Here is a 15019-nt window from a genome sequence, read left to right as displayed (position 1 = left end):
TGCGCGCGCAGGTGGGCTCCTTCGTCATTTCCGGGAGTATGCCGTCACGCGGGTTCCGGGGTCGGCGCGCCGTCGGGCGTCGGGACACGGAGAAGGCCCCGTCTCCTGCGACGAACGCAGGTGACGGGGCCTTGAGCCGAGCCGCTTATCGGAATCGAACCGATGACCTATTCATTACGAGTGAATCGCTCTGGCCGACTGAGCTAAAGCGGCTGGTCGTGAGGCCGCGACGAGCGCGACCGGACACGGAGGTTGAGTATACGCACGACCCCTCCCGGAGAAAAATCGTGTCCCGGCCACGGCTCCGGCCCGACGTCACCCCCCGTATCGGGCCCCTCCCGCCGGTCGGGAATGCCACGCCGCGTCCTTCGCCTTGACCTTGGGGAGACCGTGAACCCACCGGCGAGGACCCCCAGGAGGACCCCCAGATGACCGACTCGAACGCCTCGACCCCGACGATGCGCGCCATGACCTACGACACCTACGGCGGACCCGAGGTGCTCGCCCTCACCGAGCGGCCGCGGCCCAAGGTCGGGCCGGGTGAGGTGCTCGTCCGGGTGCGTTCGGCATCGGTCAACCCGGTCGACTGGAAGCTCATGTCCGGCGGCCTCGACGCGGTCATGGACGTGCGGTTCCCCGTCGTCCCGGGCTGGGACGTGGCCGGGGTCGTCGAGGCGGTGGGCTTCGACACCCCCGAGTTCTCCCCCGGCGACGAGGTGCTGGCCTACGCCCGCAAGGACTACGTCCACGGCGGCACCTTCGCCGAGCTCGTCAGCGTGCCGGTGCGCGCCGTCGCCGCCAAGCCCGCGTCGATGTCGTGGGACGAGGCGGCCGGCCTGCCGCTCGCGGGACTCACCGCCCTGCGCCTGCTCACGCGCCTCGAGGTCGGCGCGGGCGACACCGTGCTCGTGCACGCCGCCGCCGGAGGCGTCGGCTCCCTGGCCGTGCAGATCGCCCGCTCGCTCGGCGCCCGGGTCATCGGGACGGCGTCGGAGCGCAACCACGACCGCCTGCGCGAGCTCGGCGCGGAGCCCGTGACCTACGGCGAAGGCGTCGTCGAGCGGGTCCGCGCCCTCGCCCCGGACGGCGTCGACGTCGTCGCGGACTTCGTCGGTGGCGTGCTCGACGTCACGACGGCGGTGCTCGCCGACGGCGGTCGGCACGCCTCGATCGCCGACGGGTCGGTCGCCGAGTCCGGCGGTCACTACATCTGGGTGCGACCGGACGGCGCCGAGCTGGCCGCCCTGACCGCGCTGCACGAGCGCGGCGAGCTGACGGTGCCGGTCGCGCGCAGCTTCGCGCTGGAGGAGCTTGCGGACGCGTTCCGGCTCAACCAGGAGGGTCACACCGCCGGCAAGATCGTCGTCCGGGTCTCGACCGACTGACCGGGGCCCCTCAGACCCGGCCGACCGAGCCGACCGGCATACGCCATCACGACGTCGAGTGGGCACCTTCTCCACGCGGAGGGTGCCCACTCGACGTGTGTCGGGGCGTCAGGCGTCGCAGAGCTCGCCGTTGCGGGGCGCGAGTCCCCGCGCGAGGTAGTCGTCGACGATCGCGTCGGCACAGTCGTTGCCGTTGGCGTAGACCCCGTGACCGTCCGCGTCGACGAGCACGAAGCGGGACCCGAAGATGCCGCGACCCATCTCGCGCGTGCCGTCCGGCGGGGTGGTCAGGTCGCGCTCGTTGGCCAGGACGAGCACCGGCGAGGTGGCGTCGACCGTGAGGATGAGATTGGTCCGCTGCGTGCCCACCCATCCCTCGCACGAGTCCGTCGCCACGCCGTAGAGGTGCGCGTAGACGGGGTGGTCGTCGAGCACGGCGGGACTCGGCTCCGTCTGCGACGTCGCGTCCAGCGGCCAGTCCGCGCAGTGGATCGGCAGGTGGCTCGCCTCGTAGCCACCGACGTACGAGCCGTCGTCGTCGCGCATGACGGAGTCCATCGCGGTCCACACGAGGTCCGTGCCGTCCCCGTCCTCGAGCGCGACGTGGAGCGCGTCCTCGACGTCCTCCCAGGAGTCCGGGTAGAGGAGCACCGCGTTGATCGCCGTCACGGCCCAGCCCTCGGTGAGGCGCGGAATGCCCTCGGCGTCGCTCGGCAGTGGCTTACGGTCGAGCCGGTCGAGGAACGCGAGGAGCCGGGTGCGAGCGGTGTCGACGTCGTCCCCGAGGGCGCACTGACCCTGGTCGACGCAGTCCTCGAGGAAGGCGTCGAGCCCGTCCTCGACCGTCGTCGCCTCCTCCCCGGCCCAGGCGTCGACGTCGTCCTGCGACGCCGAGTCCGACGCGAAGTAGTCGGGTGAGACGGCCGAGTCGATGACCATGAGCCCGATCCGGTCGGGGAACTGTGCGCCGTAGAGCGCCCCGATGAGGGTGCCGTAGCTGATGCCGTAGTAGTTCAGGTGGGCGTCACCGACGGCGTCGCGCATGATGTCGAGGTCACGGGCCACCTGCTCGGAGCCCATGTTGCGGGCGAGCGCGCCTCCCCGGGCCAGACACCCCTTGAGCCGCGCCGTCCGCGTCGACACGGCTGCGGCCTTCTCGGCCTTGGTGTCCGGGGTGGGGTCGGCGGCATACATCGCGTCGAGGTCCGTGCCGCGCAGGCACGCGAAGCCACCCGAGGCGCCGATGCCGCGGGGGTCGAAGCCGACGACGTCCCACACCTCGCGCACGTCGTCGGAGAAGAAGTCGCGGGCCTCCATCGCGAACTCGAGGCCCGAGGCTCCGGGCCCGCCCGGGTTGATGAAGAGCGTGCCCTTGCGCCCCGTGGGGTTGCCCGCAGGCACCTTGCGCAGGGCGATCTCGACCACCTCCCCGCGCGGGGCGAGGTAGTCGACGGGGACGCGCACCGTGCCGCACCGGTCGGCATCGGAGCCCTGGCCGTCGCCGGTGTCGTCGCACGGCCCCCAGCTGATCGTCTGGTCGTAGAAGACGTCGAGACCCTGAGCGGGCTTCGACGTCGGCGTGCCGAGCTCGACCCGGTCACGCGGCGACCCGTCGTCGTCCGCCCCTGCGGCGCGGTCGGGGTCCGGGCTCGACGAACCGGCAGCCGGTGAGCCCGACGTGCCGGCGCCCGTGGCACCAGGGCCCCCGGAACCGGTCCCGTGGGACGGGGACGCGGCGAGCAGAACGAGTGTCGCGAGGACCGCGACGGAGACGAAGGGCGCGAGCAGCCGGCTCAGCAGGTCGTGCCGTCGGCCGGCGCCGTTCCCCTGAGCAGGTACCCGTCCACGGCGGAGTCCACGCACGAGTTGCCAGCGTAGTAGGTGCCGTGCCCGTCGTGGTCCGAAGTGAGCAGAATGCCCGAGGCGAGGTCCTTGGCGAGCTGCTTCGTGCCGCCGATGGGCGTCGCGGGGTCGCGCTCGTTGCCGATGACGAGGATGGGGTCGGCGCCGACCGCGAGGGTCGTGCCCTTGGGCGTGCGCCCCGCCGTCGGCCACGTGCGGCAGTTGTCGTAGAGCTCGCCCGTCATCCGGGCCCACAGCGGGTGGGCGGCCTGGGCCTTCTTCTGCTCCGCCGCCAGGCTCGGGTCGGCGCTCGAGCGCGGCCAGTCCGCGCAGCGGACGGGGATCATCGCCTGCAGGTAGGTGCTCGGGGCGTAGTCGCCGGTGATGCCGCGCTCGACGACCGACATGCCCTTGGCTAGGAGGATGTCGCCCTTGCCGGTGAACGCCTGGGCGAGGCCCTTGTTCAGCGTCGGCCACGACGTGTCGGAGTAGAGGCACATGAAGATCGAGAAGCCGACCCAGCCCTCGCCGATCCGGGTCAGACCCGGCTTGGTCGTCGTCAGGCCGTTCTTCTCGACGCTGTCGAGCAGGTCGACGATCTTCCGTCGGGCACCCGCCTTGTCGCTGCCGAGCGCGCAGTCGGGCCGGGCGACGCACCAGTCGATGAAGGCGTCGATGGAGGACTCGAAGCCCTGGATGTCGTAGGTCATCTCCTGCTGCTCGGACTGGTTCGGCGACATCGCCGAGTCGAGCACCATCCGGCCGACCTTCTTCGGGAACGTGTCGGCGTAGACGGCGCCGAGGAACGTGCCGTAGGAGCCGCCGAAGAAGTTGAGCTTCTCGTCGCCGAGGAGCACGCGCATGACGTCCATGTCGCGCGCGACCTCGGCCGTGCTCATGTGCCTCGCCCGGTCGCCGCCGCGCGCCGCGCAGCGCTTCGTCACGCCGTCGACGTCGGCGAGCAGGGTCGAGCGCTCGGCCGCCGAGTCGGGCGTCGGGTCGGCGCTGAAGAGGTCGTCCATGTCGGAGTCCGTCAGGCACCGCACGGGGCTGGACGCCCCGATCCCCCGCGGGTCGAAGCCCACGACGTCGTATGCCGCTCGCACCGCGGGCGAGAAGACGAACGACGCGTACTGGGCGTACTCCACCCCGGACCCGCCGGGGCCGCCGGGGTTGATGACGAGCGAGCCGAGCCGCTCGGACGGCCTGGTCGCCGGGGCCTTGCGCAGCGCGAGGGTGAAGCGGTCGCCGGTCGGCTTGGCGTAGTCGACGGGCACCTCCATCGTGGCGCACTGGTGCTTGGCGTTGTCGGCGCACGGCGACCAGTCGAGCTTCTGGGTGTAGTAGTCGGCGAGAGCCGCCGGGTAGTCCTGGGTCAGCGTCCGGCTGGGCGACGGGGTCGCGGGAGCCGGGCCCGTCGCGCTCGGGGTCGGCGCGCCGGACGCGGTGACCCGCGGCTGCGCGACGGTCGGCGGGTTGCCGATGCGCCAGGCGGCGAGGACGACGGCCGCGACCACGGCGACCACGGCGACGGCCGCGAGCACCGTGCGCAGTGACGACCGCGGGGGCCTGCCGACTCCGGACCCTCCGGGCGCCCCGGACGCACCGAATCCCCCGGACCCACCGGACCCACCGGACCCGACCGGCTCACGGCTCCCGGCACCCGGCGCGGGCGCCGGGTAGGAGGGCGGCAGGGCGGCATAGCCCGTCGGTGCGTCGGGAAGGTCGTCGGGACGCGGGTCCTCGTTCAGCACTTCAGTCCGTCCTTGGGGACGCGCCCCTGCACGTAGAAGGCGTCGATGGCGCTGTCGACGCAGGTGTTGCTCCGACCGTAGGCGGTGTGGCCGTCGCCGTCGTACGACACGAGCACGGCGTTGTCGAGCTGGTCGCGCAGGCGCTTCGACCACTCGTAGATGGTCGCGGGGTCACGGGTCGTGCCGACGACGACGATGGGGTCGCTGCCGGGCGCGCTGATCGGGTGCGGGCCGACGGCGGACGTCACCGGCCAGACGCCGCACGGCAGGGCGCCCCAGGCGAGGTTGGCCCCCCAGGTCGGCGCCTTGGCGGAGAAGTCCTTCGCGTACGTCTCGTAGTCCGACAGGTCGGGGCTGTCGGGCCGGTCGAGGCAGTTGACGGCGTAGATCGACTCCATGAGGTTGCCGTCGTAGCCACCCCCGGGGCGCCGGTCGGCATAGGCGTCGGCGAGCTGCATGAGGCTCTGGCCGTTGCCGGCCTTCGCCTCCTTGAGGGCCTCGGTGAGGATGCTCCACGCGCCCTGGTCGTAGAGCGCGACGGCGACACCGAGCCGGGCCCAGCCCTCGGTGAGGAGCGGCGCGCTGGGGTCGCCCGTCGGCAGCGGCTGGCGGTCGACCTCGCGGAAGAAGTCGTCGAGGCCCTGGAGCGCGGCCTCGGGCGTCGCGCCGAGGGGGCAGTCCTCGGTGACGCAGTCCTCGACGTAGGCCTGCGTCGCGATCTGGAAGCCGCGGGCCTGGCCTTCGCCGAGCTCGGCACTCGTCAGGTCGGGCGGCACGACCCCGTCGAGGACGACGCGACCGACGCGCTGCGGGAAGAGGTCGGCGTACGTGGAGCCGAGGAAGGTGCCGTAGGACTTGCCGAGGTAGTTCAGCTGCGGGTCGCCGACCGCGGCCCGGAGGATGTCCATGTCGCGCGCGGCGTCGGCGGTCGAGAGGTGCTTGACGAGGTCGGGGTTGTCCTTCTGGCAGCCGTCGGCCATGGCCTTGGCCTGGGTCAGGAGCGCCTGCTCCTCGGCCGCGTCGTCGGGCGTCGGGTCGGCCGAGAGGAAGCGGTCGAGGGCCTTGTCGTCGAGGCAGTCGATCGGGTCGGAGCTCGCGACACCGCGCGGGTCGAAGCCGACGAGGTCGTAGTAGCGGCGCACCTCGGGTCCGCCGATCGTCTCGGCACCACCGCGGACGTAGTCGATCCCGGACGCGCCGGGACCGCCCGGGTTGACGAGGAGCGAGCCGAGGCGCTTGGCCTGGTCGCGAGCCTTGACCCGGGCGACCTTGATCGTCAGGTCCTTCGCCGGGACGGGGGCGGCGTGGTCGAGCGGGACCCGCAGGTCGGCGCACTCGAGGCTTCCGCACTTCTTCCAGTCGAGCTTCTGGGCGTAGTAGGGGGCGAGCGCCTCGGAGGGCGCCGCCGTGGCGGCCGGGAGCCCCGCCTTCGAGCCGGGTCCGACCGGTGGCTCGCTCGTCGTCGTGCAGGCCGCCGCAGCCAGCACCAGCGCCAGGGTCGCCGCCGTGGCGGTGAGGGCGCGGGAGATGGCGGCAGGGCGTGTCGTCATGCCCGAAACCGTAACCGGTCGACCTGTAGACGGCCGCCTCGGAGGACCGGTCGTGACCGCATCGAGGCCGTAGGCCGTGTCGGCCGGACCGTCAGCGGCGCTGGCTCCCGCACGGCCCACCGTCACGACGCACCGAACGAGTCCGAAGGGGCCCGGACGACGCATGAAGAACCTCACACGCCCCCGGCCCCGTGTCAGATGCCGAGGTCGCGCGGGACGCGGAGCTGCAGGGCCATCGCCTCGAGCGCGAGCAGCGGCGACACGTTGGCGTTGATGCGGTCGCGGGCCTCGTTGATGGCGTCCATGGCGGCGAGCAGCTGCTCGGGACCGAAGACCCCGGCGAGCGCCCGCACCTTGTCGACGGCGTCGGGGTTGACGAGGTCGACGTCGGAGCGCAGGCGCAGCACGAGGGCGTCGCGGTAGATCGATGTGAGGTCGATGAGGGCGCGGTCGACGACGTCACGGGCCGAGCGGGTGGCGCGCGTCTTCTGCTCGCGCTCGAGGGCGGCGAGCTGCGAGCGGATGTGCGGTGGCTGGGTGCGCGCGCTCGGGTCGGCGCCGAGCGTCTCCATGAGGTGCGCGCGCTCGGCGGCGTCGCGCTCGGCGCTCGAGGCGGTCGACTCCTCGTCGGCGATCTGGGCGAGGTCGGCGGCCGCGCCGATGGCGTCGCCGACGCCGAGGATCTTCGTCGCCATGGCGATGACGTCACGGCGGCGGATGCGGGCCTGCTCGTCGCGGGCCAGGCGGCGCGCGAGGCCGACGTGCGACTGGGCGGCGCGGGCGGCATACAACGCCATGGCGGGGTCGACCCCGTCGCGGCGCTGGAGCAGCTCGGCGACGGCCTCGACGGGGGGTGTGCGCAGCCGCACGTGCCGCGAGCGCGAGCGGATCGTGACGATGACGTCCTCGAGGCTCGGGGCGCAGAGCATCCAGACGGTGCGCGGCGTCGGCTCCTCGAGGGCCTTGAGCAGCGCGTCGGCCGGCGCGTCGGTGTAGGCGGTGAGGCGGTCGGCGTCCTCGATGATGATGATGCGCCAGCGGCCGACCGACGGGCGCAGCGCGGCCTCCTGGACGAGCGCCCGGGCCTCGGCGACCTTGATCGAGAGTCCCTCGGTGGCGACGACCTTGACGTCGGCGTGGCTGCCGTCGAGTGCCGTGCGGCACTCACGGCACTGGCCGCAGCCGCCGTCGGGGCACTGGAGGGCCGCGGCGAACGCCCGGGCGGCCGTCGAGCGGCCCGAGCCGGGCGGACCGGTGAAGAGCCACGCGTGCGTCATGGCCGACTCGTCGCTCACGGCGCGCGACAGCGTCTCGATGGTGGGCTCCTGGCCGACGAGGTCGGCCCAGACGGTCACCGCCCGGCCGCCGTGACGCGGTCGACGCCGTCGACGACGCCGGCCTGGATCCGCTCGACCGTCTGGCTCGCGTCGAGGACGAGGTAGCGCTCGGGGTCGGCGGAGGCGAGCTCGAGGTAGCCGCGGCGGACCGCGGCGTGGAAGGCGTCGGCCTCGGACTCGAGCCGGTCGTGCACGTCGCCACGGCGGGCGCGCCCCACCTCGGGCGAGACGTCGAGGACGATCGTCAGGTCCGGCAGCAGGCCGCCGACGGCCCAGTGCTGCAGGGCGGTGATCTCGTCGCGGCCGAGCTCGCGACCGGCGCCCTGGTAGGTGATCGAGCTGTCGACGTAGCGGTCGGTGATGACGACGGCGCCGCGCGCCAGCGCCGGCTTGATGAGCTGCTCGACGTGGTGGGCCTTGTCGGCCGCGAAGAGCAGCGCCTCGGCCCGCGCCGCGACGTGGTCACCGTGCAGCACGAGCTCGCGGATCTGCGCGCCGAGCGGCGTGCCACCGGGCTGGCGGGTCACGACGACCTCGTGCCCCCGCTGCTCGAGCGCCTCGGTGAGCAGGCGCACCTGGGTCGACTTGCCCGCGCCGTCGCCGCCCTCGAAGCACACGAAGAGCCCGGGGGCGGTGCCCACTCGATGGGTCGCGGCCGCGAGGTTCTCCGTCACCCTCCGACCCTATGCGACCGTGCGGACAGTCGCGCCCACGACCTCGGGAGCCTCCTCCCCTCATGCGCCGAACGCCGCGTTCGGTCTCGAACGCCGTGTCAGAACACTGAGTTCGAGACCGAACGCGGCGTTCGGTCGAGGGAGTGGGGGGTCGCCGGCGATCACGCCTCAGCGACGGGCGATGAGCTCCTCGGCGATCTGGACCGCGTTGAGGGCCGCGCCCTTGCGGAGGTTGTCGCCGACGACGAAGAGCACGAGGCCCTTGCCCTCGGGCGCCGCCTGGTCGGCGCGCACCCGTCCGACGAAGACCTCGTCGCGGCCGGCGGCCTCGAGCGGGTTGGGCACGTCGGTGACGATGACGCCGGGGGCGTTCTTGAGCAGGTCGAGCGCCTCCTCCGGCGAGATGTCCTCGGCGAACTCGGCGTGGATCGCGAGGCTGTGCCCGGTGAAGACCGGCACGCGCACGCACGTGCCCGACACCCGCAGGTCGGGGGCGTGCAGGATCTTGCGCGACTCGTTGCGCAGCTTCTGCTCCTCGTCGGTCTCGAGGGAGCCGTCGTCGACGACCGACCCCGCGAGGGGCACGACGTTGAAGCCGACGGGGACGGCATACAGCTGGGCCTCGGGGACGGCCACCGCGCGCCCGTCGAGGGCGAGCCCGGTGGGGTCGCCCGCGGCATACGCGCCCTTGAGCTGGCGGTCGAGCTCCCGGACGCCGACGCCGCCGGAGCCGCTGACGGCCTGGTAGCTCGACACGTGCAGGCGCACGAGGCCCGCCTTGTCGTGGAGCGGCTTGAGCACCGGCATCGCGGCCATCGTCGTGCAGTTGGGGTTGGCGACGATGCCCTTGGGGATGTCGTCGAGGTCGGCGGCGTTGACCTCGGAGACGACGAGCGGGACCTCGGGGTCCTTGCGCCACGCGCTCGAGTTGTCGACGACGGTGGCGCCGGCCGCGGCGACCTGGGGCGCGAGCTCGCGGCTCGCGGCGCCGCCGTTGGAGAAGAGGGCGATGTCGATGCCGGAGAAGTCGGCCGTCGCCGAGTCCTCGACCGTGACGTCCTCGCCCTTGAAGGGCAGCGTCGTGCCGGCCGAGCGCGCGGACGCGAAGAACCGCACCTGCGTGACCGGGAAGTCCCGCTCCTCGAGAAGGGCACGCATGACGCCGCCCACCTGACCCGTTGCACCGAAGACACCAACTCGCATGGGCCAAGGTTACGGCGGGGGAGGTCGCCCTCCCCCGCCGCGTTCACCTGTCGGTCAGGCGTGACCCGTGCTCAGTCGCGGTCCGCGTGGCGGTCGGCGTTGGCGTGGATCGCGTCGTGGACGTATGCCGCGAGGCCGGGTGCGATGTCCTCGTACGTCTTCGTGAACCGCGGGTCGGCGACGTACATGTCGGCGAGGCCCCGGTGGAAGGCGTGGTCGAGGTCGTAGAAGCGGTCGTGGATGTGCCGGCGGTGCTGCTCGGCGGCGTTCATCGCCACCTCGCTCGTCGCCGGCTCGCCGGACTGCAGGGCCGCGACGAAGGCCGCGTTGACGGCGTCGGCCTCCTGCTTGACCTGCTCCCAGTCGGCCTTGGTGTAGCGCTTGGTGCGCGACCGCGACTGCTTCCAGGCGTCCGTCTCGCCCCAGCGGTCCTCGGCCTCCTGCTCGTACTCGTCGGTGAAGCCGTCGCCGAAGAGCTCCTTGAGGTCCTCGGTCGTGGCGGGCTGGTCGTTCATCTCTCTCTCCAGTGCTCGGTCGATGGCCGACACGAGCTCGCGCAGCTCGTCCAGCCGGGTCATGACCGTCGCGCGCTGACGGCGCAGGTGGTCGGCCGCGTCCTCACCGCCGTCCAGCAGGGTCGCGATCTCGTCGAGCGGCAGCTCGAGCCGCCGGTAGACCACGACCTGCTGGAGCCGCGTGAGGTCCTCGTCGGTGTAGAGCCGGTAGCCCGCCCGCGAGCGCTCGCTCGGGACGAGCAGGCCGATCTCGTCGTAGTGGTGCAGCGTGCGCACCGTCACGTCGAAGAGGTCGGCGACCTGCCCCACCGTCCAGGTGGTCATCTCCTGCGTCCTTCCGGTCATGGGATCGAGCGTGGCGCCTCACGTGACGTGAGGGTCAAGCCCATTGAAGCGCCGACGGGCGCCGGGGTGCGCCGAGAGGGGCCGAGAGGGGCCGAGTGGGCCCCTGGCGGATGCCGGGGGCCGGCGGTGCCGGGAGCCCGGACGTCCCGGGTGGCGCCGTCGGGCGTGCGGCCTACGCTCGGTACGTGGAGCTCGAGGTCCGTCACCTGCGTGTCGTCGCAGTGGTCGCGCAGCAGGGCAGCATCCCCGCCGCCGCGGCCGCCCTCGGGGTGTCTGCGGCGACGCTGGGCTCTGAGGTGGGCCGCATCGAGCGCGCCCTCGGGTGCACCCTGTTCCGCCCGAGCGGCGACGGGGTCGTGTGCACGGCGATCGGCGAGCGCGTCGTGTCGCGGGCCCGCACCGTCATCGACGAGGTGGCGGCGCTGCGCGAGGACGTGCGCACCCACCGGGCGAGCGATGCGCCGCTGCGCATCACGTCGGACTCGATGCGCTACTTCACCTCGTTCGTCAGCCACGCCTACGCGACCGACATGCGGAGGCCGCTCATGCCCGTGCCCCCGCTGGCCGGCGGGACCACGACCGAAGCGATCAGCGACGGTCGGGTCGACGTCGCGGTGGTCATCGCGCTCGTGGCCGACCGGCGCGAGGAGCGGGCGCGGTCGATGATCGGCGAGCGCGTCATCGTCGAGCGCGAGCCGCTGCTCGTCGCGCTGTCGGCGTCGCACCCGCTGGCCGCGCAGCGGTGCGTCGACATCCGGGAGCTGGCCGGTGAGGACTGGATCCTGCCGCCGACCGAGGTCGACCCCGGGTCCGAGGCGACGAGCACCGTCCTCGCGCGTCTCGGCGTGACCCTCCGGTCGTCCTACGGGCCGCACGACCTCGGTCCGCTGTGGCCTGCGGTCGTCGCCGGCCGAGCCGTGTCCCTCGCCGTGCCCACGGCGTCCGCGCCCCCGGGCGGCGTGCTGCGGCCGCTCTGCGACCAGCCGATCACGGCGCGTCGGCTCCTGCGCTGGCGGCTCGGGGCGCTCGACGACGAGGATGTCGAGCGGTGCGTGCGCGCGGCCGGCTCGGCCTACCGGGAGCAGCTGACCCACACGGCGCAGACCCAGGGCTGGTGGCCGACGGCGCGCTCCGACGAGAAGCCGATCCTCGCGCCCTGACGGGTTCGTGCGGCCGCCGGCCGGTGGGCGCGGCGCCCCTAGAGTGAGCGCGTGCACCGTCGCCTCGCGCTCGTCCGCCGACCCTCCCCCCGACTCGCGGACGGGATCGTGACGCACATCGAGCGCTCGGGATCGGTCGACGCCGAGCTGGCACTGCGCCAGTGGCAGGAGTACGTCGACGTGCTCCGCCGGCGCGGCTGGTCGGTCGTCGAGGCGCCGCCGGTCGACGACTGCCCCGACGGCGTCTTCATCGAGGACCAGGTCGTCGTCCACGGCGACGTCGCGGTGCTGTGCCGGTCGGGCGCCCCCGAGCGACGCGGCGAGCGCGCCGGCGTGCGCGAGGCCGTCGAGGCCCACGGCTACCGGGTGGTCGAGGTCGAGGAGCCCGGCACGCTCGACGGCGGGGACGTGCTCAAGCACGGGCACGTCGTGTGGGTCGGCGTCGGTGGCCGCACGAACCTCGCCGGTGTCGAGCAGCTGCGGCGTGCGTGGGACGGACATCGCGTCGAGGTGGTCCCCGTGCCCGTGTCGAAGGTGCTGCACCTCAAGTCCGCCGTCACCGCCCTGCCCGACGGGACCGTCCTGGGCTACCCGTCGCTCGTCGACGACCTCAGCGCGTGGCCCCGGTTCCTCGCCGTCCCGGAGGAGTCCGGCGCCCACGTGGTGCTGCTCGGTGGCATGTCGGTGCTCATGTCGGCGTCCGCGCCGCGCACCGCGCAGCTGCTCGCCGCCCGCGGGCACGACGTGACGACCGTCGACATCTCCGAGTTCGAGAAGCTCGAGGGCTGCGTCACCTGCCTGTCGGTGCGCCTGCGCGGATAGACCGGGGGCCGCGCCACTCTGTTAGGGTCGCTAACCGGATGAGCAATCTCCCGAGCGACTGAGGTGATCGACATGCCCGGATCCACCACCCCGCCGGCGGCCGCCCTGACCAGCAGCGACCAGGTGCGTCGCGTGGCCGTCATCGCCGCCGAGGTCTTCTGCGTCGTCGGCACGCTCTTCGGCATCGGCGTCCTCGGCACCCGCGTCGAGGAGTCCTCGGGAGGAGCCCTCGCCGCGACCGCGACCCTCATCGCGCCCGCCGGCCCGGCCTTCTCGATCTGGACCCCGATCTACCTCGGCCTCCTCGCGTATGCCGTGTGGCAGGCCCTGCCTGCCAACGCCGTTCGCGAGCGGGTGCGCAGCACCGGGTGGCTCGCCGCCGCGTCGATGGTGCTCAACGCGACGTGGCTCCTCGTGACGCAGCAGGGCTGGATCTGGGCGAGCGTCGTCGTCATCGTCGCGCTCGCGCTGACCCTCGGCGTCCTCCTGCGCCGCCTGACCCGTGAGCCCGCCAGGTCGACATGGGAGCAGGTCGTCCTCGACGGCACGTTCGGCCTCTACCTCGGCTGGGTCGCCGTTGCGACGTGCGCCAACATCACTGCGGCACTGGTGGACTCGGGCGTGGACCTCGGCGGCACCGCCAACCAGGCGGCGGCGGTGGTCGTCCTGGCCGTCGCGGCCGGACTCGGCATCGTCTTCGCCCGTCGCCTCGGTGGCCGCTGGTCGGTCGCCGCCGCGATGGCCTGGGGGCTCGCCTGGATCGCCGTCGGCCGCCTCGGGGACGAGCCGAGCTCCGTCGTGACGGGCATAGCGGCGGTCGTCGCCGCCGTGGTCGTCGTCGTCGCCGCCGGGCGCTGGCACACCCGACGGCCGGCGACTCCGGAGACGTCGCGACGGCTGCGCACGGCCTGACGGGCCTCGGCGCCGCGCCGTCGTAACGGCGTGTCGCGACGGTCCGGCGGCGCGTCGCGAACCGGTCGGGAGCCCGCCTCGGATACGGCCCTCGCAGCCACCCCGCGACCGACCCGCGAGGTCTACGCTGCGACGGGGGCCGGACTCGAGCAGTGGGGTGATCCTTTCGTGGACGCTGACGTCGTCATCGTCGGGGCAGGGCTGGCAGGGCTGCGGTGCGCGCGGCGACTCACCGAGCTCGGTCATGAGGTCGTCGTCCTCGAGTCGAGCGACGGGGTCGGCGGGCGCATCCGCACCGACGTCGTCGACGGCTTCCGGTGCGACCGCGGCTTCCAGGTGCTCAACCCCGCCTACCCGGCGGTGCGGCGGTGGGTCGACGTGTCGACGCTCGACCTCAAGCCCTTCGGGTCCGGTGTGCTGGTGCGGCGCACGAACGGCCTCCAGGTGCTCGCCGACCCGATGCGCGAGCCGCGGCTGCTCGCCCAGACGATGCGCAGCGGCTACCTCCACCCGCGCGAGCTGGCAGGCGTCACGCGGTGGACCGCTCGCGTCATTGCCGACCCGAAGACCGTTCTGGCACAGAAGGACTCGACCCTCGCCGACTCACTCGACGAGGCCGGTGTCACGGGTCGACTCCGCCGTGAGGTGCTCGACCCCTTCCTCGCCGGCGTCCTCGTCGACAGCCACGGCGGCTCGTGCGCCAACTTCACGAAGCTGCTCGTGCGGATGTTCGCCCTGGGCCGGCCGGCGGTCCCGGCGACGGGCATGCAGGCCCTGCCCGAGCAGGTGGCCGGACCCCTCGGTGACCGCGTCCGCCTCAACAGCCACGTCGAGTCCATCACTCCGACGCACGGCGGCGTGGACGTCCGGGTCGACGGCCATAGCCTGCGGGCCCGCAGCGCCGTCGTCGCCACCGACCCGATCGGCGCGGCCACCCTCACCACCCTGCCCGAGCCGCCGACCAAGGGCCTCGTGACGTGGTGGTTCGAGGCGCCGGAGCCGCCCCACTCGCTCCCCCTCGTGGCCGTCGACGGGCGCCGCCACGACTCCGCCCCACCCGGCCCGGTGTGGAACACCGCCGTCATGACGGCCGCGGCCCCGAGCTACGCCCCGCCGACGAAGCACCTCGTCGAGGCGACGTGCCTGCTCGACCGTCCCGACGGCGACGCGTCCGAGGGCGACGTCCTGCGCCACGTCGGCGAGATCTACGGCTGCGACACGACGGACTGGCGCGTCGTCACGCGACACCGCGTCGACGCGGCGCTGCCCGCCATGACACCTCCGCTCGAGGTGCGGTCACCGGTCACGCTCGGCGACGGCGTCTTCGTCTGCGGCGATCACCGCGACACCGCGTCGATCCAGGGCGCGCTCGTCTCCGGCCAGCGCGCGGCCGAGGCGGTCAACGCGCACCTCTGACGCGGCACGCACCCACCGCGAGAAGAAAGTTCGCGGCAGGTGCATCCCTGCACGGCACGTCCTCGGAAGTAGGGGCAGACGGCACACGACGCCGTCGCTCCCGA

12 protein-coding genes and 1 tRNA gene are annotated in these 15019 nt (G+C 73.2%); 5 read left to right on the top strand and 8 right to left on the bottom strand.

The window, feature by feature from the left end; translation table 11 throughout:
- Nucleotides 1-139: 139 nt before the first annotated feature.
- Nucleotides 140-213, bottom strand: a tRNA-Thr gene (locus ACSSS0_RS14845).
- Between the two features lie 245 nt (nucleotides 214-458).
- Here ACSSS0_RS14845 and ACSSS0_RS14840 point away from each other — a divergent pair.
- Nucleotides 459-1385 (top strand): NADP-dependent oxidoreductase, encoded by a 927-nt coding sequence (locus tag ACSSS0_RS14840; RefSeq protein ID WP_487231214.1) that lies wholly within the window; start codon nucleotides 459-461, stop codon nucleotides 1383-1385.
- Nucleotides 1386-1493: 108 nt separating this feature from the next.
- Here ACSSS0_RS14840 and ACSSS0_RS14835 read toward each other — a convergent pair whose 3' ends face one another.
- The 7 genes from ACSSS0_RS14835 to ACSSS0_RS14805 form a co-directional block, all read right to left on the bottom strand.
- Nucleotides 1494-3248, bottom strand: coding sequence for an alpha/beta hydrolase (locus ACSSS0_RS14835; RefSeq protein WP_487228598.1), 1755 nt, complete (start codon nucleotides 3246-3248; stop codon nucleotides 1494-1496).
- A complete protein-coding gene (locus ACSSS0_RS14830) occupies nucleotides 3179-4981 on the bottom strand; it encodes an alpha/beta hydrolase (protein ID WP_487228597.1) in 1803 nt (600 codons plus the stop codon). Before ACSSS0_RS14830 ends, ACSSS0_RS14835 begins: the two co-directional genes overlap by 70 nt.
- Complete coding sequence (locus tag ACSSS0_RS14825) at nucleotides 4975-6531, bottom strand: alpha/beta hydrolase (RefSeq protein ID WP_487228596.1); 1557 nt, start codon at nucleotides 6529-6531, stop codon at nucleotides 4975-4977. Before ACSSS0_RS14825 ends, ACSSS0_RS14830 begins: the two co-directional genes overlap by 7 nt.
- Before the next feature lie 194 nt (nucleotides 6532-6725).
- Complete coding sequence (locus ACSSS0_RS14820) at nucleotides 6726-7886, bottom strand: DNA polymerase III subunit delta' (protein ID WP_487228595.1); 1161 nt, start codon at nucleotides 7884-7886, stop codon at nucleotides 6726-6728.
- Nucleotides 7883-8542 carry a dTMP kinase gene (gene tmk, locus ACSSS0_RS14815; RefSeq protein WP_487228594.1) on the bottom strand — a complete coding sequence of 220 codons (660 nt, stop codon included), beginning with the start codon at nucleotides 8540-8542 and terminating at the stop codon, nucleotides 7883-7885. The genes ACSSS0_RS14820 and tmk overlap by 4 nt, the downstream gene beginning before the upstream one ends.
- A 168-nt stretch (nucleotides 8543-8710) precedes the next feature.
- A complete protein-coding gene (locus ACSSS0_RS14810) occupies nucleotides 8711-9745 on the bottom strand; it encodes an aspartate-semialdehyde dehydrogenase (protein ID WP_487228593.1) in 1035 nt (344 codons plus the stop codon).
- 71 nt (nucleotides 9746-9816) lie between these two features.
- Nucleotides 9817-10605: a MerR family transcriptional regulator gene (locus ACSSS0_RS14805; protein WP_487228592.1), complete on the bottom strand. Its 789-nt coding sequence runs from the start codon at nucleotides 10603-10605 to the stop codon at nucleotides 9817-9819.
- A gap of 185 nt (nucleotides 10606-10790) precedes the next feature.
- On the opposite strand from ACSSS0_RS14805, the gene ACSSS0_RS14800 reads away from it, so the two are divergent.
- The 4 genes from ACSSS0_RS14800 to ACSSS0_RS14785 all read left to right on the top strand — a co-directional run bounded on the left by ACSSS0_RS14800 (nucleotide 10791) and on the right by ACSSS0_RS14785 (nucleotide 14915).
- A complete protein-coding gene (locus tag ACSSS0_RS14800; RefSeq protein WP_487228591.1) occupies nucleotides 10791-11765 on the top strand; it encodes a LysR family transcriptional regulator in 975 nt (324 codons plus the stop codon).
- A gap of 51 nt (nucleotides 11766-11816) precedes the next feature.
- Nucleotides 11817-12587: a dimethylargininase gene (gene ddaH, locus ACSSS0_RS14795; protein WP_435987177.1), complete on the top strand. Its 771-nt coding sequence runs from the start codon at nucleotides 11817-11819 to the stop codon at nucleotides 12585-12587.
- A 72-nt stretch (nucleotides 12588-12659) separates the two neighbouring features.
- Nucleotides 12660-13499 (top strand): TspO/MBR family protein, encoded by an 840-nt coding sequence (locus ACSSS0_RS14790; RefSeq protein ID WP_487228590.1) that lies wholly within the window; start codon nucleotides 12660-12662, stop codon nucleotides 13497-13499.
- A gap of 168 nt (nucleotides 13500-13667) precedes the next feature.
- Nucleotides 13668-14915 (top strand): NAD(P)/FAD-dependent oxidoreductase, encoded by a 1248-nt coding sequence (locus ACSSS0_RS14785; protein WP_487228589.1) that lies wholly within the window; start codon nucleotides 13668-13670, stop codon nucleotides 14913-14915.
- The last annotated feature ends 104 nt before the right edge of the window (nucleotides 14916-15019 follow it).

Source organism: Terrabacter sp. R4-6 (genome assembly GCF_057529065.1).
This window is presented reverse-complemented; position numbering and strand designations above follow the sequence as displayed.